15 protein-coding genes are annotated in these 18,772 nt (G+C 72.7%); 4 read left to right on the forward strand and 11 right to left on the reverse strand.

Features of this window, described 5'->3' with window-relative positions:
- Window positions 1–124: 124 nt before the first annotated feature.
- From AB0C46_RS11145 to AB0C46_RS11170, 6 genes are all read right to left on the reverse strand, one after another.
- The gene (locus AB0C46_RS11145) at window positions 125–1,318 is read right to left on the reverse strand and encodes a serine hydrolase domain-containing protein (protein WP_362827687.1); all 1,194 of its coding nucleotides are present in this window, start codon (window positions 1,316–1,318) and stop codon (window positions 125–127) included.
- A 153-nt stretch (window positions 1,319–1,471) separates the two neighbouring features.
- The gene (locus AB0C46_RS11150) at window positions 1,472–2,236 is read right to left on the reverse strand and encodes an ABC transporter ATP-binding protein (protein ID WP_362827521.1); all 765 of its coding nucleotides are present in this window, start codon (window positions 2,234–2,236) and stop codon (window positions 1,472–1,474) included.
- Window positions 2,233–2,994: a cobalt ECF transporter T component CbiQ gene (gene cbiQ / locus AB0C46_RS11155; protein WP_362827522.1), complete on the reverse strand. Its 762-nt coding sequence runs from the start codon at window positions 2,992–2,994 to the stop codon at window positions 2,233–2,235. The genes AB0C46_RS11150 and cbiQ overlap by 4 nt, the downstream gene beginning before the upstream one ends.
- Before the next feature lies 1 nt (window position 2,995).
- Complete coding sequence (locus tag AB0C46_RS11160; RefSeq protein WP_362827523.1) at window positions 2,996–4,129, reverse strand: energy-coupling factor ABC transporter permease; 1,134 nt, start codon at window positions 4,127–4,129, stop codon at window positions 2,996–2,998.
- 226 nt (window positions 4,130–4,355) lie between these two features.
- A complete protein-coding gene (locus tag AB0C46_RS11165) occupies window positions 4,356–6,680 on the reverse strand; it encodes an MMPL family transporter (RefSeq protein WP_362827524.1) in 2,325 nt (774 codons plus the stop codon).
- A 114-nt stretch (window positions 6,681–6,794) separates the two neighbouring features.
- Window positions 6,795–7,367: a TetR/AcrR family transcriptional regulator gene (locus AB0C46_RS11170; protein WP_362827525.1), complete on the reverse strand. Its 573-nt coding sequence runs from the start codon at window positions 7,365–7,367 to the stop codon at window positions 6,795–6,797.
- A 250-nt stretch (window positions 7,368–7,617) separates the two neighbouring features.
- On the opposite strand from AB0C46_RS11170, the gene AB0C46_RS11175 reads away from it, so the two are divergent.
- Window positions 7,618–10,956: a S41 family peptidase gene (locus tag AB0C46_RS11175; protein WP_362827688.1), complete on the forward strand. Its 3,339-nt coding sequence runs from the start codon at window positions 7,618–7,620 to the stop codon at window positions 10,954–10,956.
- A 22-nt stretch (window positions 10,957–10,978) separates the two neighbouring features.
- On the opposite strand, the gene AB0C46_RS11180 is transcribed toward AB0C46_RS11175, so the two are convergent.
- Entirely contained in the window at window positions 10,979–12,070 is a 1,092-nt protein-coding gene (locus AB0C46_RS11180; RefSeq protein ID WP_362827526.1) for an XRE family transcriptional regulator, read from the reverse strand.
- Between the two features lie 236 nt (window positions 12,071–12,306).
- On the opposite strand from AB0C46_RS11180, the gene AB0C46_RS11185 reads away from it, so the two are divergent.
- Together AB0C46_RS11185 and AB0C46_RS11190 are read left to right on the forward strand one after the other, a co-directional pair.
- Window positions 12,307–12,936 carry a hypothetical protein gene (locus tag AB0C46_RS11185; protein WP_362827527.1) on the forward strand — a complete coding sequence of 210 codons (630 nt, stop codon included), beginning with the start codon at window positions 12,307–12,309 and terminating at the stop codon, window positions 12,934–12,936.
- Window positions 12,937–13,253: 317 nt separating this feature from the next.
- The gene (locus tag AB0C46_RS11190; protein ID WP_362827528.1) at window positions 13,254–13,883 is read left to right on the forward strand and encodes a hypothetical protein; all 630 of its coding nucleotides are present in this window, start codon (window positions 13,254–13,256) and stop codon (window positions 13,881–13,883) included.
- An 87-nt stretch (window positions 13,884–13,970) separates the two neighbouring features.
- Here AB0C46_RS11190 and AB0C46_RS11195 read toward each other — a convergent pair whose 3' ends face one another.
- The 4 genes from AB0C46_RS11195 to AB0C46_RS11210 form a co-directional block, all read right to left on the reverse strand.
- Window positions 13,971–14,231, reverse strand: a complete 261-nt coding sequence (locus AB0C46_RS11195) for a hypothetical protein (RefSeq protein ID WP_362827529.1) — start codon at window positions 14,229–14,231, stop codon at window positions 13,971–13,973.
- Window positions 14,232–14,355: 124 nt separating this feature from the next.
- On the reverse strand, window positions 14,356–15,237 hold the full coding sequence (locus AB0C46_RS11200) for an SDR family oxidoreductase (RefSeq protein WP_362827530.1): 882 nt from the start codon (window positions 15,235–15,237) through the stop codon (window positions 14,356–14,358).
- Window positions 15,234–16,217, reverse strand: coding sequence for an alpha/beta hydrolase (locus AB0C46_RS11205; protein ID WP_362827531.1), 984 nt, complete (start codon window positions 16,215–16,217; stop codon window positions 15,234–15,236). The genes AB0C46_RS11200 and AB0C46_RS11205 overlap by 4 nt, the downstream gene beginning before the upstream one ends.
- Window positions 16,214–17,743, reverse strand: coding sequence for an NAD(P)/FAD-dependent oxidoreductase (locus AB0C46_RS11210; protein WP_362827532.1), 1,530 nt, complete (start codon window positions 17,741–17,743; stop codon window positions 16,214–16,216). The genes AB0C46_RS11205 and AB0C46_RS11210 overlap by 4 nt, the downstream gene beginning before the upstream one ends.
- A 210-nt stretch (window positions 17,744–17,953) precedes the next feature.
- Here AB0C46_RS11210 and AB0C46_RS11215 point away from each other — a divergent pair, with 210 nt between their 5' ends.
- Window positions 17,954–18,760 carry a MerR family transcriptional regulator gene (locus AB0C46_RS11215; RefSeq protein WP_362827533.1) on the forward strand — a complete coding sequence of 269 codons (807 nt, stop codon included), beginning with the start codon at window positions 17,954–17,956 and terminating at the stop codon, window positions 18,758–18,760.
- The last annotated feature ends 12 nt before the right edge of the window (window positions 18,761–18,772 follow it).

An 18,772-nucleotide genomic window follows, 5' to 3' on the forward strand; every position in this document is an offset into this window, starting at 1 on the left:
AAGCAGTCCACAACACCACCCCGGAGGCCCCGCACCCGGCACCCACCACCAGCAGGGGGGCCACCCCACCCCCTTCCCCGCTCCCGCCGAAGGCGGGTCAACCCCACAGAAGAAAGACGGCGGGTCACCCGGCAACGTGGGAAGCAGCAACCGCCCGCACCAGCGCCTGCGCCCGCGGATCCGCCGTCACCCCGCGCTGCATCCCGTTGGTGACATAGCCGAACGCCAGCCCGCTCTCGGGATCGGCGCAGGCGAGTGCGCCCCCGCGCCCCGGGTGGCCGAACGAACCGGGCGCCAGGAGCGGGGAGGCCGGCCCGTGGAGCATGAAGCCCAGGCCGAACCGCGAAGGGACCAGGAGGGTGCGGTCGGGCCCCGCGGACTCCTCGGTCCGGGCGAGGGTGAGCGTCGCGGGCGCGAAGAGCCGCGGATGCTCGTCGACGGCCCCGATGAGCGCGGCGTAACAGCGGGCCAGGGAGCGGGCGGTGGCGACGCCCGCCGAGGCGGGCAGCTCGGCGGCCCGGTACTCCGGTGCGTTCTCGTCGGGGGCCGGGGAAATCGCGGCGAAGGCGCGGCTGGTGAACGAGTCCGGATCGGCGTACGCGTCGGCGACGGACCGCTTCGGGCGGACGCGGAGCCCCGTCGCGGCGGGCGGTTCCGGGGTCTGGACGGTGGCGATCCGCCCGACGCGGGACTGCGCCTCCTCGGGGAGGCCGATCCACAGGTCGAGGCCGAGCGGCCCGGATATCTCGTCGGCGATCCAGGTGCCGATGGTGCGGCCGGTGACCCGCAGCACCAGCTCGCCGAGCAGCCAGCTGTAGGTCTGCGCGTGGTAGCCGTGGTCCGTGCCCGGTTCCCAGGCGGGTGCCTGGGCGGCGAGGGCGGCGGGACCACTGACGCCGTCGATGGCCTGGTCGGGGGTGAGCGGGGTGTCCAGGACGGGCAGTCCGGCGCGGTGCGAGAGCAGATGGCGGACGAGTACGCGTTCCTTGCCGGCGGCCTTGAACTCGGGCCAGTACGTGCCGACCGGCGCATCGAGGTCGAGCTGTCCGCGCTGGTGCAGCAGCAGCGGGACGAGGGCGGCGATGCCCTTGGTCGCGGAGCGGATCACCTGGGCCGTGCCGGCCTCCCAGGGCGCCGCGTCCGCCGCGTGCTTGCCGGCGTCCCCGTCCCTGGTGCCGCCCCACAGGTCCACGACCTTGCGCCCGTGCCGGTAGACGGCGACCGCCGCGCCCCGCTCACCGCGCCGCGCGAAGTTGGCCATGAAGGCGTCCCGGACCGGCTCGAAGCCGTCCTCGACCGTGCCCTGGACGTCCACCACTGATTCCCGCTTCCCATTCATCCGTCGCCACCGTGACCCATCCATGGTGCAACGTGCGGATCAGTGCTGATGACCAGGACCGCGGCCCGTGGCGTTCGTCACATGCGCACACCGCGGCCGGGGCCCCGCGGGGAGGAGAGCCTCAGTGGTGGGTCACAGCGGGACGTCGACCGATCGCGGATCGAAGCCGAAGGGCAGCTCCAGCCGGTGGGTGCGCATCAGTTCCTCGTCGCACAGCAGCTGCTGGGTGGTCCCGTCGGCGACGAGCACCCCACCGGAGAGCACCACGGACCGCGGGCACAGCTCCAGCGCGTACGGCAGATCGTGGGTGACCATCAGGACGGTGACGTCCAACGACCTCAGGATGTCGGCGAGTTCCCGGCGGGAGGCGGGGTCGAGATTGGAGGACGGCTCGTCGAGGACCAGGATCTCCGGCCGCATCGCCAGCACCGTGGCGACGGCGACCCGGCGGCGCTGCCCGAACGATAGGTGGTGCGGCGGCCGGTCGGCGAACTCCGCCATACCGACCCGGGTGAGCGCCTCGGTGACCCGCTCGTCCAGTTCGGCGCCGCGCAGCCCCGCGGAGGCCGGCCCGAAGGCGACATCCTCGCGGACGGTGGGCATGAACAGCTGGTCGTCGGGGTCCTGGAAGACGATGCCGACGCGGCGGCGGATCTCGGCGAGGTGCTCCCTGGCGACCGGGAGCCCGGCGACCGCGACGGTGCCGGCGCCCGCTTCGAGGATGCCGTTGAGGTGCAGCACGAGGGTGGTCTTGCCGGCGCCGTTGGGCCCGAGCAGGGCGACCCGCTCCCCACGGGCGACGGTCAGGTCGACCCCGAAGAGCGCCTGGTGGCCGTCGGGGTAGGCGTAGGCGAGCCCGGAGACGGCGAGGGAGGGGGCGGGCGTGGCGGTGCTCAAAGGGTCCATCCCAGGAGGCAGACGGCGAGCGCGGCGAGCGGGAGGGCAGCCGCGCGGGTCCATTGTGTGCGGGTGGCGGCGCTGCCGTCGACCACGGGCATGGTGCCGGTATAGCCGCGGCTGACCATCGCGAGGTGGACGCGCTCACCGCGCTCGTAGGAGCGGATGAACAGCGCCCCGGCGGACTTGGCGAGCACACCCCAGTGACGGACGCCACGCGCTTCGAAGCCGCGGGAGAGCCGGGCGATCCGCATCCGCCGCATCTCGTCGGTGATCACATCGCCGTAGCGGATCATGAAGGACGCGATCTGGACGAGCAGCGGCGGCATCCGGAGCCGCTGCAGGCCCAGCAGGAGTTCGCGCAGCTCGGTGGTGGACGCGAGCAGGACGGACGCGGCGACGCCGAGCGTGCCCTTGGCCAGGATGTTCCAGGCGCCCCACAGCCCGGACTCGCTCAGGCTCATCCCGAGGACGGCGACGCGCGGCCCCTCGGCGACGAACGGCATCAGCACGGCGAAGGCGACGAACGGCACCTCGATCAGCAGCCGCTTGAGCAGAAACCCGGCCGGGACCCGGGCGGCCCCGGCGGCGGCCGCGATCAGCAGCGCGTACAGCCCGAACGCCCAGACCGCCTCCCGTGGGGTGGAGACGACGACCAGGACGAAGCAGAAGACCGCCGCGATCTTGCAGTGCGCCGGCAGCGCATGGACCGGCGAATGACCGTGCCGGTACAGCTTGTGCGCATGTCCAGCGCCCATCTCAGACCTTCTCCGACGGGCGCCCGGCACCCGTGTCCGGCCGCTCCGCGGTGGCGGCGCTCCGGCGGCGCCGCACCACGACGAACACGCCCGTGCCCACGGCCAGCGTCGCGCCGACGCCGATGACCCCGGCGAGGCCGCCGGACAGCCGCGGGTCGGTGATGTCCTTGACGCCGTAGTCGGCGAGCGGGGAGTCCTTGGCGGCGTGGTCCTCGGCCTTGCGGTCGATGCCGTGGTCGTGAGCGACCTTCTCCAGGCCGTCGGGGCTGGCGGAGGCGTAGTAGCTGATGCCGCCCGCGCACACCAGGGCGGCGGCGAGGCCGGCCAGCCAGACGCGGCGGACGGAGCGGCGCGCGGGGGCCGGGGCGGCGACCGCGGGCACGGGTGCCGGGGCGGTCTCCGGGGCGGCCTCGTCGGCGGGCGCGGCGAGCGGCGAGGTCCGCAGCTCCAGCGGCTTGGTCAGCCCGCGGGCGCCGTAGACCAGGTCGGGGCGCACCGCGATCACGGCGCCGACGGTCAGGGCGGTGATCGCCGCCTCGCCGATCCCGATCAGCAGATGCACGCCCACCATGGCGGTGAAGACCTTGCCGATCGGCACGTCCGCGGTCCCGCCGAGCGCGTAGAGGGCGGTGAAGGCGACCGCGGCCGCCGGCACGGAGAGCAGCGCGGCGACGAACGAGGCCACGGTGACCGAGCGGCGCCGTCGCGGCAGCACCTTCACCAGTCCGCGGAACAGGGCGTAGGCGACCACGGTCGTCACGATCGCCATATCGGTGATGTTCACGCCCAGCGCGGTCAGCCCGCCGTCGGCGAACAGCACGCCCTGCATCAGCAGCACGACCGAGACGCACAGCACGCCGGTGTACGGGCCGACGAGTATCGCCGCCAGCGCACCGCCCAGCAGATGCCCGCTGGTGCCCGCCGCGACCGGGAAGTTCAGCATCTGCACGGCAAAGATGAACGCCGCGACCAGCCCGGCCAGCGGCGCCGTACGCTCGGCGGCCGCAGCACCGGCCGGCCCCGCACCCGCCAGTTCACGCCGGGCGCCGCGCAGGCTGACCGCCACCGCGACCGCGGCGACCGCTCCGGTCGCCGCCGACACCGGCGCATTGATGAATCCATCGGGTACGTGCATCTCGGCTTCTCCGCTTCAGGCGCTGCAACCCACCAATGGTGGTGCCTCCTGCAAATATGTTGCAAGAGCGCCCATGATGCGGAACGGCCACGACGCCCGTGAAGGGGGGTCCCATCTGGGCACCCTCGCGTGGTGGAACATACGCGCGAACGGGCGGCGCCGACCGGCTGCACCCGGAGGGCACGGCCGCCGGCGGGTGGCCGGCGGCCGTGCGGGGGGGACGAGGTCAGACGCCGGCCGGTTCGGTCCGCGGGTCCGCGTCCGGTGCGCTGGCGTCGTCGTCGGTCCGGTCCTCGGCCGTCCCGGCGTCGGTCCGCTCCTCGGCCGTCCCGGCGTCGCTCCGGTCCTCGGCCGTCCCGGCGAGCTGCCGTTGCAGACCCTCCCCCTCGACATCCACGTTCGGCAGGAGCCTTTGCAGCCACCGGGGGAGCCACCAGGCGCTGCGGCCCAGCAGGGCGAGGACGGCGGGGACGAGGGCCATGCGGACGACGAAGGCGTCGAAGAAGACGGCGATGGCGAGGCCGAAGCCGATCATCTTGACCATGGAGTCGGAGGAGCCGATGAAGCCGGCGAAGACGCTGATCATGATGACCGCGGCGGCGGTGACCACCCGTGCGCCGTGCCGGAAGCCGGTCACGACGGCCTCGCCGGGGGACTCGCCGTGGACGAAGGCCTCCCGCATCCGCGTGACGAGGAAGACCTCGTAGTCCATCGCCAGGCCGAAGACCACGCCCACCAGGAAGATCGGCATCATGCTCATGATCGGGCCGGTCTGCTCGACGCCGAACAGGTCGCTCAGCCAGCCCCATTGGAAGACCGCGACAACCGCGCCGAGCGCCGCCACCACCGAGAGCAGGAAGCCCAGCGCCGCCTTGAGCGGGACGAGCACCGAGCGGAAGACGACCATCAGGAGGAGGAAGGCCAGGCCGACGACCAGCGCCAGGTAGGGCACCAGGGCGTCGTTCAGCTTCTGCGAGGCATCGATGTTCATCGCGGTGGTGCCGGTGACCAGGGTCTGCGCGCCGGTGTCGGTGGCGATGCCGGCCGTCGTGGACCGGATGTGCTGGACCAGCTCCTCGGTCTCGACGCTGCTGGGCTGGGACTTCGGGACGACGTTCAGCATGGCGGTGTCGCCGGCCTTGTTGAAGGTGGGCGGGGTGACCACGGCGACGTTGTCCAGTCCGCGCACCTCCTTGGCCACCCGTGCCGCCGCGGACTTGGTGGTCTCCCCCGCGTCCGCGTGCCGGCCGTCGACGACCAGCATCAGCGGGCCGTTGAAGCCGGGCCCGAAGCCGTCCGACAGCAGGTCGTACGCCTTGCGCTGGGTGGTGCTGGTGGGCTGCGAGCCGTCGTCCGGCAGGCCCACCTCCAGCGAGGCCGCGGGGATCGCGACGGCGCCGAGGCCGACGACACCGGCGAGGAGTACGGCGACCGGGCGGCGCAGCACGAAACGCGCCCACCGGGTACCCATGTTGGGCCGCTCGGCGGGGGCCGCCTCCCGGGCCTCGTCGCGCCCGTCCGCGGTGGCCTTGCGCGCCTTGCGGGGCAGCACCCGCTTCCCCGCGAAGCCCAGCAGCGCCGGGATGAGGGTCAGGGCGATCAGTACGGCGATGACGACGGTGCCGGCCGCGGCCAGGCCCATCTTCGTCAGCATCGGGATGTTGACGACGGCGAGGCCGGCCAGCGCGATGACCACGGTCAGTCCGGCGAAGACGACCGCGGAGCCGGCGGTGCCCACCGCGCGTCCGGCGGCTTCCTCCCGCTCGCGGCCCTCGGTGAGTTCGGCGCGGTAGCGGGAGACGATGAACAGGGCGTAGTCGATGCCGACGGCGAGGCCGATCATCATGGCCAGCGTCGAGGTCGTGCTGGAGAGGTCGAGCGCACTGCTCAGCGCGGTGATGGTGGAGACGCCGATGCCGACGCCGATCAGCGCGGTCAGCAGCGGCAGTCCGGCCGCGATCAGCGCACCGAAGGTGATGACGAGGACCACCGCGGAGACCGCGATCCCGATGATCTCGCTGCTGCTGGTCTCGGGGACGGCCTGGAGCGCATTGCCGCCGATCTCGACGGTCAGTCCGGCCTCCCGGCCGTCCTCGGCCACGTCCTTGAGGGCGTCCTTGGAGGGATCGGTGAGCTCGAAGCCGGTGACCTTGTAGGAGACCTGGGCGTAGGCGGTACCGGCGTCCTTGCTGAGGGTCTTGGCGACGTACGGGTCGGTGACCCGGGCGACCTGGCCAGAGCCCGACTTCAGGGCGTGGACGGCCCGTTCGACGGCCGCCTTGTTCGCCGGGTCCTTCATCGACTCGCCCTCGGGGGCCTTGAAGACCACCCGGGCCGTGGCGCCGTCGGCGCTGGAGCCGGGGAACCGCTGGTCGAGCAGGTCGAAGGCGCGCTGGGCCTCGGTGCCGGGAATCGAGAAGGAGTCGGCGGCAGGCGGCGAGGCGGTGGCGGCGCCGACACCGGCAACGGCCAGCAGGGCCACCCATATCAGGGCGACGAAGCGCCGTCTGCGGAAGGTGAGGCGTCCGAGTGTGTAGAGGAAAGTAGCCATGAGGCCAGGTGCTCCCGTCGGATGAGAGGGCGTGCAGAGGCGTGCGCCACCGCCCCGGCGACGAGAGCGGCGCGCCGGGCAGGGGGCTCGGGGAGAGAGGTCGGGCGGGTGAGGTCAGGCGCCGAGGGCGGGGAGGACCACGGCGTCGAGGTAGGCGGAGAGGAACGCGGCATCGGCGAAGCGTTCCTCGATGAGCTGCCGGGAGAGGAACGCGCCGATCAGCATGTGCGGGATGAACTGGAGCGCGGGGCGGTCGGCCGCGATCTCACCGCGGTCGATGGCGCGCTGCAGGATCGCCTTCAGCCCGCTCACCTCGGGGTCGAGGAGCACGTCACAGAGCGCCTGGTGCAGCTCGGGGTTGTCGCGGACAGGCATCCCCAGACCGCGCAACAGGGCGGCGTGCCGCGCCATTTGCTCGTCGTCGATGCGGCGCACCATTTCGGCGAAGTCGCCGCGCAGACTGCCGGTGTCGACGCCCACGGCGGCGACCGGCCGGCTGTGCCGCAGCGCCCTGGCCACCAGCTCCGGCTTGCTCTTCCACTGGCGGTAGAGGGTGGCCTTGCTGGAGCGCGTACGGGCGGCGACGGCGTCCATGGTCAGCGCGTCGTAACCGACCTCGCGCAGCAGATCGAGCACCCCCTCGTAGAGCTCGGCCTCCCGCTCGGGAGTCAGCCTGCTGCGTCCCATGAGCCACACCTTCCGTCGGACCGCACGGGCACGCCGCCACACCGGCGAACCATGAACGAAACGGTTTCGTACACCTCACCTTACGGCCCACCTCATCGAAACGGAAGCGTTTCGACAGTGGCCGGTGTCACCCGACCGAGTTGCCGCCGCTTGCTCATCCCGAAACGATGGGTGCGTGAGCGATGCACCCGAGGCCATCGGGCCGCGCCCGGAGCCGAACCCCGCGAAGCCTCGTGGGCGGCTGCGCCGGTTGCCGGCCCGGCCGGACCCGCCGGGCGGCTCGTATCTGCGCTTTCCGCATCTGCACGGCGAACTGCTCTGCTTCGCCGCCGAGGACGACCTGTGGATCGCCCCGATCGCCCCGGACGGCGAGGAACCCGGCCGCGCCTGGCGGCTGACCGTGGACCGCACCCGCGTCGGCCACCCCCGCTTCTCCCCCGACGGGCAGCAGATCGCCTTCACCACCTGGCGCAGCCTCGACCCCGAGGTCCATCTCGCGGCGGTCGAGGGCGGCCCGGCCCGCCGGCTGACGTACTGGGGCAGCACGGACGCCCGGGTCTGCGGCTGGACGCCCCCCGACCACGAGGGCCACAGCCACGTCCTGGCCGTCTCCTCGCACGGCCAGCCCTTCTCGTACTACTCGTGGGCCTACAGCCTGCCCACCGACGGCAGCCCCGGCGGCCAGCTGCCCTGGGGGCCGGTCTCCGACATCGCGGTCGCGGACATCGCAGGAGAGCACCGCACCCTGCTGCTGAGCGGCAAACCGCCGCACGAGCCCGCCTCCTGGAAGCGCTACCGGGGCGGCGCGATGGGCCGGATGTGGCTGCACGGCACCCGGCTGCTGCCGGACCTGCACGGGCACCTCGACTCGGTGATGTTCGTCGACGGCCGGGTCGCGTTCCTCTCCGACCACGAGGGCATCGCCAATGTCTACTCCTGTCTGCCCGACAGCACCGATCTGCGCCGCCACTCCGACCACGCCGACTTCTACGCCCGGCACGCCTCGACCGACGGCGAGCGGATCGTCTACCAGTGCGCCGGGGACCTCTGGCTGATCGACGGCCTCGCCCCGGGTGCGGTCCCGCGCAAGCTGGCGGTGCGCCTGGGCGGTCCGCGGGCCGGCCGGCGCAGCTACCAGGTCCCGGCCGCCTCGCATGTCACCGCGCTCGCGGTGGACACGACCGGGCGGGCCAGCGCGGTCGGCGTACGCGGCAGCCTGTACTGGCTCACCCACCGCGACGGCCCGGCCCGGACGATCCATGACGTCCCGGGCGTACGGGTCCGGCTCCCCGAAATGCTGGGCGCCAGCGGCCGGATCGCCTATGTCACCGACGCCGAGGGCGCGGACGCGATCGAGATCACCAACCTGCCGCGGGCCAGCGCACCGGGCGAACCGCGCCGGCTGGCCGCCGGTGAGCTGGGCCGGGTCCACGAGATGACTGCCGCCCCGGACGGCGAACGGCTGGCGGTGGCCGCGAACGACGGCCGGCTGCTGCTGGTGGACGTGGCCCGGCCGGAGGAGGGCGCGAGCGCGGAGGACACCGCCTCCTGCGAGGTCACCGAGCTGATCCGCTCCCCCAACGGACCGGTCCGCGACCTGGCGTTCTCCCCCGACTCCCGCTGGCTGACCTGGTCGCACCCCGGCATCGGACGGTCGCTGCGGCAGATCAAGATGGCCCGGCTGGCCGACCGGCACATCGTGGACGTGACCAACGGCCGGTTCGAGGACGAGCAGCCGGTGTTCACCCGCGACGGCCGCTATCTGGCGTTTCTGTCCTGGCGCGGCTTCGACCCGGTCTACGACGTGCACACCGGCGATCTGTCGTTCCCGCTGGGCTGCCGCCCCTATCTCGTCCCGCTGTCCTCGGCGACACCCTCCCCCTTCGCGCTGTCCCCGGAGGGCCGGCCCGCGGCGGGCGGCCTGGACCCGGACGAGGTGCCTCCGGCGGCCGGTGAGGGGCCGCTGCTGGTCGAGGTGGAGGGGCTGGAGAACCGGGTCACGCCGTTCCCGGTGGCGGCGTCCAAGTACTCCTCCCTGGAGCCGGTCAGCGGCGGCGGGCTGGTCTGGCTGCGCTGGCCGATCTCCGGCGCGCTCGGCGAGACCTTCGCCAACCCGGCCGAGACCTCGGGCCGTCCCACCCTCGAACACTTCGATCTGACCAAGGCGCGGCGCACCGAACTCACCAGCTCCCTGGACGGGTTCGCGCTCAGCGGCGACGGCTCCCGGCTGGTCGTCAACGACGAGGGCGAGCTGCGCGCGGTCCCGGCGAACGAGCAGCCGGACAGCGACTCCACGGTCTTCCTGGACCTGCGGCGCATCCTGCACGATGTCGATCCGGTGGCGGAGTGGCACCAGGCGTTCGAGGAGGCGGGCCGGATCACCCGGGCGTACTTCTGGGAGCCGCGGATGTGCGGCATCGACTGGGACACGGTGCTGGCGCAGTACCGGCCGCTGCTGGACCGGGTCGCCTCCCCGGACGAGTTCGCCGATCTGCTGCGCGAGGTGATGGGCGAACTGGGGACGTCGCACGCCTATGTCACCGGCGCCCGGCGCAACGAGGGGCCGCCGCACTACCAGCGCGCCATGGGCCTGCTCGGCGCCAACCTGGTGTGCCGGGACGGCCGTTGGGTGGTCACCCGGATCCTGCCCGGTGAGTCCTCGGACTCCAAGGCCCGTTCACCGCTGGCCGGTACGGGCATCCGCGAGGGCGCCGCGCTCACCCATGTCGACGGCCGCCCGGTGGACCCGGTGGCCGGCCCGTATCCCCTGCTGGCCGCGGCCGGCGGCACCACCGTGGAGCTCACGTTCGCCCCGCCGGAGGGCGAGGGCCCGGCCCGCCGGGTCGCGGTGGTCCCGCTGGTCGACGAACGGCCGCTGCGCTACCAGGACTGGGTGGCCAAACGCCGGGCGGTGGTACGGGAGTTGAGCGGCGGCCGGTGCGGCTATCTGCACATCCCCGACATGGGCGGCTCCGGCTGGGCGCAGTTCAACCGCGATCTGCGGATGGAGGTCTCCCGGCCCGCGCTGATCGTGGACGTACGGGGCAACGCGGGCGGCAACATCTCCGAGCTGGTGATCGAGAAGCTGACCCGCACCATCATGGGCTGGGACCTGACCCGGGACGCCGAGCCCGTCTCGTACACCAGCAATGCGCCGCGCGGCCCGGTCGTGGCGGTCGCCGACGAGATGACCTCGTCCGACGGCGACATGATCACCGCGGCCTTCAAGCTCCAGGGCCTCGGCCCGGTGGTCGGCATGCGCACCTGGGGCGGGGTGGTCGGGATGACCGGGCGGCACCGTCTCGCCGACGGCACCGCGATCACCGTCCCGATGAACGCCGCGTGGTTCCGGCTCTACGGCTGGGGCGTGGAGAACCACGGCGTCGAGGTCGACATCGAGGCGCTGCGCTCCCCGCTGCACTGGGCCGAGGGCCGGCATCCCCAGCTGGGCGTCGCGATCCGTACGGCGCTGGAGCTGCTGGAGCGGCATCCGGCGGCCACCCCTCCGGATCTGTCGGACGTGCCGGACCTGCGGCGGCCCCCGCTGCCGCCGCGCAGCGGAGGCGCGGCCGCGGCGGCCGGCGCCTGACGGGTGCGGGCCCCGGCCCGCCTCACCCCGGGCCGATCAGGAATTTCTGGTCGTCCGCCCCCGTGCAGGGCCGGGCGAGGGCGGTGGCGCCGGGCCCGCCGCCGCCGAGGGTGACACACTGCCCGGCGTCATCACCGCTCAGCCGCAGCCGGTACGCCGTCCCGCCGGCGCCCGGCCGCCCACCGGCCGGTTCCACCCGGAACAGCTGCGCGGGCCCGCCCGCCGTGCAGTCGTCCCACGGCTCCAGCAGCCCCGCCAGACCGGGCTCGCGCAGCAGGACCAGACAGCCCTTGCCGTGGTCGCGGTGGGTCCACTGGATGCGGTGGTGCCCCGCGCCGGCCGCCGTCAGATGCGTCTGCGGCGGCACGGCCTCGGCACAGGGCCGCTGCACGGCGACCGTGCGGTACCGGCGCACCCGCAGCACCCGCCCGTCCGTCAGACACAGGTCCGGAGCCCGCACCGGACGGATCCGGACCTCGCCCGTGGGCAGCGACGCCCCGTCCGCGGCCCCGGGCGGGGCAGTGCCGTCGCCGGTCAGCAGCGGTATGCCGACCGCGAGCAGCGCTGCCACCAGCGCGGCGGCGCCGCCCAGCAGCACCCGCCGTCCGCGGTACGGGCGGTGCCGCGGGATGTTCGGACCGGCAGCGCCACCGGGCGCCTCTCCGGCCTCCGGACCACCGGGTACCTTTCCGGCCTCCGGACCACCGGGCGCCTCCCCTGCCGCCGGCCGCGCGTCGGCATCCGGTGACTCCTCGGCACCCAGCGACTCCTCGGCACCCGGCGGCTCCTCAGCACCCGGTGGCTCTTCAGTGACGGCCGCCGCCCGCTCCTCGATGCTCTGCCGTGCCGCGAGCCACGCACCGACCTCGTCGTCCGCGCAGCCACAGGCCCGGAGGAAGACGGCGAGGAGTTCGGCCCGCGGCAGGGTCCGTCTGCGCAGGACGTCGGCGAGCGTGCTGCGGGCGAGCACCTCGCCCCGTGCCGCCGCCCGCCGTTCGAGCTGACGGAACGTCAATCCTGACTGCTCTTTGAGCTGTTGCATCAGCTCGACGAGTGCGACCGCGTCACCGGCCGCCGCCGGACATAAGCCGCCGGATCCCCCCGTGCTCTTCATGCGGGACATTGAACCGCCGCCGGACCCCGGCCACAACACCGTGCCCGTCACCCCGGACAGCGCCCTTCATCCCTCCGGACAGGCCGCCGCCCCCGGGTCCGACCTGCCCGGACATCCCCCGCATGTCCGGGTCGGCCGATCCCCCTTGCCGGACAGCCGCGGCCCCAGCAGGGTCATGTCCTGACGGCCGGCACCGCCACACACCAACGAGCCACCACACAACGGGAGACACCCCGATGGGAATCCGTCACCGGATCGTTCCGCTCGCCGCCGCACTCGCGCTCACCGGCGGCCTCGCCGCCACCGAGGCGGCCCCCGCGCTCGCCGCCCACCCGGCGTCCGGGCAGTCCGCCCGATCGGCCGCCGCGGGCGGTACCTACCTCTACTTCAACAAGAACCAGAGCAACCCGGGCAACTCACGGCTCTACCTGATGAAGAGCGTCCCGAACGCCAAGGACAAGGTGCTCGCCAAGTACCGCGCGGGCTCCGGCAACGGCGGGCGCAACGCCAAGAACGAGTGCGCGAGCATGCAGGGCTGGCTGCCCAACGGCAGCTACCGGGTGCTGGACCACACCAAGCGTCACAACGGCGGGTCCCGGGGCATCAACGGTTATGCGATCCACGTCCAGGACAAGGTGTGCAGGAACGGCAGGACCAAGCGCACCGAGCTGTTCGTGCACAGCGAGATGAACGTCAACGGCACCCAGGGCGCCCGGCAGCCCGGCCGGGACAACCCCTACCGCTGGGACGGCGTCCGTGACTACTACTCGCTGGGCTGCATCAAGCTGACCCCGGCCCACATCATGAACCTCTTCTCGAAGGCCGCGCAGTACGGCTGGCCGAAGAAGCTCAAGGTCGTCAGCTGACGGACGGCACCGGCCGTCGCCGCCTGGCCGGCGGCGCCGACTGACCTTGCAGAGAAGGGGGTTGGAGGGAAAGCGGGGGAAATCGGGGGAAACGGGGGAAAGTGGTGGGGCGTACCCGGTCGACGGGTGCGCCCCTCACGCATGGCGCGGCCCGGACACGCCGGCGCCCCTCTGATCTGCCAGGGCAGCCGGATTCCGTTGCGAGACGGCTGATCACTTCCCGGTTACAGAGCCATTACATAGCCGTCGTACGGTCCCGGCCGGGGCAGCCGAACGAGCCCCGCCAACACCCCCGCAATTCAACGGAGATACACCTGATGGGAATCCGTCAACGGATCGTTCCGCTGGCCGCCGCACTGGCTCTGACCGGCGGCCTGACCGCCGTCGCAACCGCCCCCGCGCTGGCCGCCGGGCCGAAGGCCGGGCAGACCACCGGAACGGCCGCTGCCGACGGTACGTACCTCTACTTCAAGAAGAACCAGAGCAACCCGGGCGACTCGCGCCTCTATCTGATGAAGAGCCTGCGGAACGCCAAGGACAAGGTGCTCGCCAAGTACCGCGCGGGCGCCGGCGACGGCGGCCCCAACAGCAAGAACGAGTGCGCCAGCTCGCAGGGCTGGCTGCCGAACGGCACCTATCAGGTACTGGCCCACGACGAGCACTACAACGGCGGGGACCAAGGGATCAACGGGAAGGTGATACACGTCGAGGACAAGGTGTGCGAGAACGGCCGGACCACCCGCGCCGAGCTGTTCGTACACAGCGAGATGTGGCCCGAGGGCAGCCAGGCGGACCGTCAGCCCGGCAAGGACAACCCCTACCGCTGGGACGGCCCCGATGACTACCGCTCGCTGGGCTGCATCAAGCTGAACCCGGCCCACATCACGAACCTCTTCGCCAAGGCGGGGCAGTACGGCTGGCCGACGAAGCTCAAGGTCGCCGGCTGACACACAGTGGGGCGCACCCGGTCGACCGGGTGCGCCCCTCACGCATGGCGCGTACGCCGCCGCGCGTGGTGTTCAGGACGTGCCACGTCAGCTCTGGTAGCGGCCCTCGGCGGCGTCCATCGCGTCCTGGGCCGGCCGGCGGCCCTGCTGGCCACGCTCACGGGGCTGCTGGCCACGGTCCTGGCCGCCCTGACGGCGGTCGCTCTCCCGGTCCGGGCGCTGACCGCCGCGCTCCTGGTCCTGGCGCTGACCGCGCTCGTGGCCCTGCTCGCGAGAGTCGCCCGAGGCCTTTCGCGCCTGGTCCTTGAGCTCGTTGGCCTTGTCCTGGAACTGGTCCTTGATGCCCATGCTGTTCACTCCTAGTGGGGTGTAGGGGGGTTGGGCCCCGTTCAGCGTGACACGCCCGGACATTGCTCGCATTTCGATCACGAATGACTACTCTCCGTGAGAATCGGAGGGGCTCAGCGGGCCCTCACCGGTCCGCCCGCGCCTTCTCGTCGGCCTCGCCGCCGGCGCCCACCAGACCGGTCCGCATCCCGTCCAGCCGGTCCCCGAAGCGCCGCATCTCCCGCTGGCCCACCGTGCCGATGAGCGCGGGCAGATAGCCGCGGACCGACTGCATCCCGCGCAGCCACCACTGCCCGTAGACATGCGCGGAGCGGCGCTCGATGCCCGCGACGATCCGGTCGACGGCGGGGCCCAGCGGATAGGTCTTGTTCGACGGCCACGGCAGCCGGGAGCGCAGCTCACGCATGAGGTCGACCTGGTCCGCGCCCCGCACCATGTCGGTGTCCGTCCAGCTCAGATAGCCGACGCCGACCCGTACGCCCTTGTGGCCGACCTCGGCGCGCAGACTGTGCGCGAACGCCTCGACACCCGACTTGGAGGCGCAGTACGCGGTCATCATCGGCGCCGGCGTGATCGCGGCCAGCGAGGCGATCTGGAGGAAGTAGCCGCGGGATGCCGTGAGGACGGGCAGGAAGGCCCGGCCGGTGACCGCGCCGCCGATGAGGTTGACCTCGATGACCCGCTTCCAGGCGACCGGATCCGAGTCGGCGAACGGGCCGCCGGTCGCCACCCCGGCGTTGGCGACGACCACATCGACCTTCCCGAAACGGTCCTTGACCTCGCCCGCCACCCGGGCCATCGCCTCGTGGTCGGTGACATCGGCGTGCCAGTGGTGCGCCGGGCCGTGCAGCGCGGCCGCGACCCCGCGCAGCTCGTCCGGCTCCAGGCCGACCAGCGCCAGCGTCGCACCGCGCGCCGACAGCTTGCGGGCCAGCAGCGCACCGACCCCGCGTGCCGCGCCGGTCACCACGACAACCTGCCCCTGCAGACTCCTGCTCGCCCTCATGCCGTCCGCTCCTTCTTCTGCCGTGTGCCGCGGGGCACTTCGGCGGTGGCGGGCGCGCCGGTGCCGGTGCTCCGCAGATGGTCCCGTACGAGTGCGCGCAGCCGGCCGGAGACCGCCCCGGGGTCCTCGATCGGCGTCATATGGCCCAGGCCCGGCAGCTCGGTCAGCCCGCGGAAGTCGGGCAGGACGGAGGCCAGCCGGCGGGCGTGCACCAGCGGGGTGAGCCGGTCGGCGGTGCCCGCGAGGACCGCGGTCGGCAGCTCCAGCCTGCTGACGTCACCGGTCAGTTCGAGGCCGGCCAGCACCGTGCCCCAGCGGGCCCGTACCCCGGCCGGGCAGGCGTGCACGATGCGCGCACAGGCCTCGATCTGCTCGGCGGTGGCGCCGGGGCCCATGGTGGCGTACTTCAGCGCGCGCCGGGCGAGCGGCGATACGGGGCCGAGCGGGGCCCGTGAGCGCAGCAGCAGCCGGTGGGCGCGCCGGCGGCCCTGCGGGCTGCGCAGCGCGAACACCCGTGATTCGGCGGGCAGATCGGCGCTGCCGGTGCTGCACAGCAGCGCGGCCGCGGCCCGTTCGCGCAGCTGTGGCCGCTCGGCGGCGGCCATGATCGTCATGCCGCCCATGGAGTGGCCGCCCACCACGGCGCGTTCGCCCGCCTCCAGGGTCGCCTCCAGTACGGCGACCAGGTCGTCGGCGAGGGCATGGGTGCTGTGGCCCGCCGGACCGGCGGCGGGGCTGCGGCCGTGGCCGCGCTGGTCGTAGACGACGACCTTGTGGTCGGTGGCCAGGTCGCGGACGACCGGGGCCCAGAAGGCGGTCGAGCAGGTCCAGCCGTGCGCCAGGACGACGGCCGGGGCGGACTCGGGGCCATGGACCTCGGTGTACACCCGGGCGCCGTCGGCCGAGGTGACGGTCAGCGTCGTCCGCGGCACCGGCGGGGCGTACGGACCGCTGGTGACATGTGCGGGCCGGCGGCTCATGCGGCCACCTCCGTGCGCTCGCCGGTGCTCCGGCCGGCGGGCTCGGTGCCCGGTGGCCGCAGCACCTCGTACTCCGCGAGGTCGACCTGCCGGGTGACCTTCTTGAACTCCGCGGTCGTCCCCGGCCAGACGGTGGTGTTGCGGCCGTTCGCGTCCAGATACCAGCTGTCGCAGCCGCCGACGTTCCAGACCGTGCGGGTCATCCGCTGCTGGATCTTGCGGTTCCAGTTCTGCACGGCGGCCGGCCGGGCGTCGAGCGCGATCTTCCCGCCGAGGACGTCGAGCTGGCGCATGAAGTCGGCCAGGTAGTTCAGCTGGGCCTCGATCATCAGGATCATCGAGCTGTTCCCGAGGCCGGTGTTGGGCCCGATGATGGTGAGGAAGTTGGGGAAGCCGGCCGCGCTGGCGCCGCGCAGCGCCTCCATACCGCCCTTCCACTCCTCGGCCAGCGTCGTCCCGTTGGCGCCGGTGACCCGCTGCGCGATCGGCAGGTCGGTCACATGGAAGCCGGTGCCGAAGACGATCGCGTCGGCCTCCACCTCGCTCCCGTCGGCGCCCACGAGGGTGCTGCCGCGGACCTCCTTCAGCCCGGCGGCGACCAGGTCCACATTCGGCTGCGCCAGGGCCGGGTAGTAGGTGTTGGAGAGCAGGATCCGCTTGCAGCCGATGCGGTAGTCGGGTGTCAGCGCGGCCCGCAGCCCCGGGTCCTTGATGGCCTTCTTCATATGGTTCCGGGCCAGGAACTCGATCAGGCCCAGCTCGTTGGGGCGCTTGGTGAAGGCACTGACCTGCATTTCCCTGAGGCCCCACAGCAGCCCGCGGCGCGCGGCCCGGGTCGCCGGGAGCTTGCTGTGCAGCCATTTCTCGGCCGCGCTGATCTTGCGGTCGGCGCGCGGCAGCACCCAGGGCGGGGTGCGCTGGAAGAGCGTGAGGCGCTCCACGTCCGGCTGGATGGCGGGCACGATCTGGATCGCCGAGGCGCCCGTACCGATCATGGCGACGCGCTTGCCGCGCAGGTCGTAGTCGTGGTCCCAGCGGGCGGAGTGCGAGACCTTTCCGGGGAAGGTGTCCAGCCCCGGAATCCCGGGCACCTTGGGATCCGACAGCGGTCCGGTCGCGGACACCACCACCTCCGCGGTCAGCGGCCCGCTCGCCGTCTCCACCTCCCAGTGCAGCGCGTCCCCGTTCCAGCGCAGGGCGCGCACCTCCGAGTTGAAGCGGAGGTGCGGGCGCAGCCCGAAGGTGTCGGTGACCCGCTCCAGGTACGCGCGGATATGCGGCTGCCCGGAGAAGTTCCGCGGCCACTCCGGGTTGGGCGCGAAGGAGAAGGAGTACAGGTGCGAGGGCACATCGCACGCACATCCCGGATAGCTGTTGTCCCGCCAGGTGCCGCCCACCGCATCGGCCCGCTCCAGGACCACGAAGTCGGTGATCCCCTGGCGCCGCAGCCGGACCGCCGCCCCCAGACCACCGAAACCCGATCCGATCACCGCAACCCGCACATGCCCGCGCTCACGCTCGGCCATCCCGCCGCCTCCCGAGTTCGACGTTCTTCCCTGCCATCTTCGGTGCCATGACCTTCGGCGTCACAGCCGCCCGCCCAACTGCGCCAGCAATCACTGGCGCAATGGGAGAGTAGGGCAGCCACGTACCGAGCGGTAGGGGGCGGGCGGCAGGAAGTTACCGCCGGTCGCACTTCCCGTCCCCGCGTCATACCCCCGGCATAGGCTGAGCCCGTGGCAGCGAACGAGAGCACCCAGGACGAGCGGACGGAGCCCGCGGACCACCGCCCCGCGCGCGAATTCCGCATGGCCGACCTGGCCAGGGAAGCCGGCATCACGGTCCGTACGCTGCGCTTCTACCGCGAGCGCAAGCTCATCCCGCCACCGCGCCGCGAGGGCCGGATCGCCTGGTACAACGAGCACCATCTCGCCCGGCTGCGCACCATCGGCGCCCTCCTGGAGCGCGGCCACACCCTCGGCGGCATCGCCGAACTCCTCTCGGCCTTCGACACCGGCCGCGACGTCGGGGAACTCCTCGGCCTGGAGAACACCCTGGTCGCGCCCTGGTCCGAGGAGACGCCGGTCCGCCTCACCCCCGAGGAACTCGCCGACCACTTCCGCGACGACATCACCGCCGAGAACCTCAGCACGTCCCTGGACATCGGCTATCTCGCGGTCGACGGCGACGAGTTCGTGCACATCAGCCGCCGCCTCCTGGACGCCTCCACCGAACTCGTCAACGAGGGCATCCCGCTGGCCGCCGTCCTGGAAGCCGGCCGCCAGGTACGCGCCCACGCCGACGCCCTCGCCGATGTGTTCACCACCCTGATCCGCACCCACCTCCTCTCCGACGCCCTCACCCGCCTCTCGGCGTGCGAGGACGTCGCCCCCCAGGAGGTCGACCACCTCACCGAGACCATCGAAAAGCTCCGTCCCCTCTCCAAGGGCGTGGTCGAGGCCGAGCTCTCCATGGCCATGGACCGCCGCGTCCGGGCGGAGCTGGCGAACTGGCTGCGCGAGGAGGGGCAGGAGGACACCTGACCGCGGACCGCC

The sequence above is a fragment of the Streptomyces sp. NPDC048637 genome (assembly GCF_040650675.1).
GTDB lineage: Bacteria > Actinomycetota > Actinomycetes > Streptomycetales > Streptomycetaceae > Streptomyces.